1 protein-coding gene and 1 pseudogene are annotated in these 844 nt (G+C 66.7%); both read left to right on the top strand.

The window, feature by feature from the left end:
* Nucleotides 1–541, top strand: a 541-nt coding sequence (locus ABD323_RS42185) for a DUF6939 family protein (RefSeq protein WP_344447360.1), incomplete at its 5' end; no start/stop codon positions are given.
* A gap of 108 nt (nt 542–649) precedes the next feature.
* Nucleotides 650–844 (top strand): annotated as a pseudogene (locus ABD323_RS42180) (hypothetical protein); the annotation flags it as partial.

Genomic DNA, 844 nt, shown 5'->3' with positions numbered 1-844 from the left:
CCGAACCGCCGGACGGCGTCGCTCGGCGGCCGCGCTCGCTGCCGCCTTCCCAGGGGCCGAGATCATCGACGTGACCTCGAAGGGCTCCGAGCCCTGGGTGCGGCTGAGCCCGTTCTATCCGCACGGTGGCCTGCCGGTGCCGTACTTCGACGGCGTCACCAGCCAGTCGGTGGAAGGCGTCTGGCAGACCCTCAAGGTCTTCGAACACGCCGACATCGATCTCGGAAAGCTGGAGGTCACCACGATGAAGGGGCTGAAGCGGACGGTACGCCGGTACGGCCCTGTCCAGGGCCACCGGGCCGGCCCGCAGAGTCAGCAGCTGCTGCCGTACGAGACCGCCCGGCGCCGCATCTACCTGCCGACCTACCGCTGGATGCTGGAGCACCGGGCCTCAGACCTGGTCGAACGCCTTCGCGGCATCCCGGACGTGGTCCTCCTCGACTACACCACCAACGGCGACGTGACCGATCCCCGTAGTCCGCTCTCCCACGCGGCGCTCATCCAGCTGTACCTCGAAGGCCGGTGGCCCGAAGAGAACTGACCGGCCGGTCCTTGGTCAGGGTCGGTCAAGTTCGGGCAATGTCCGCTTCCTCCAACGCACTTACGGGCTACGTTCGCCTGCGCATGCGTTCGACGGGGGAGGTTTCGCATGGCTATAGAGCTGCCCGACGAGGTGGTCACGTTCCTCTCGTTCATCGGGATCAACTGGCCCACGGTGAACGAGGACAAGGTCAGGGAATTCGCGTCCCACGTACGAGAGTTCGCTGAAAACGTGGAGGAGTCCCATCGGGACCCGACCGCGACGATCCACGGTCTGGGCGAGGCGTACGAGGGCGCCTCGTAC

Origin of the sequence: Kitasatospora nipponensis (assembly GCF_039528135.1) — a bacterium.
GTDB lineage: Bacteria > Actinomycetota > Actinomycetes > Streptomycetales > Streptomycetaceae > Kitasatospora > Kitasatospora nipponensis.
Note: the sequence above shows the minus strand (reverse complement) of the source record. Positions and strands in the feature narration are given on the sequence as shown.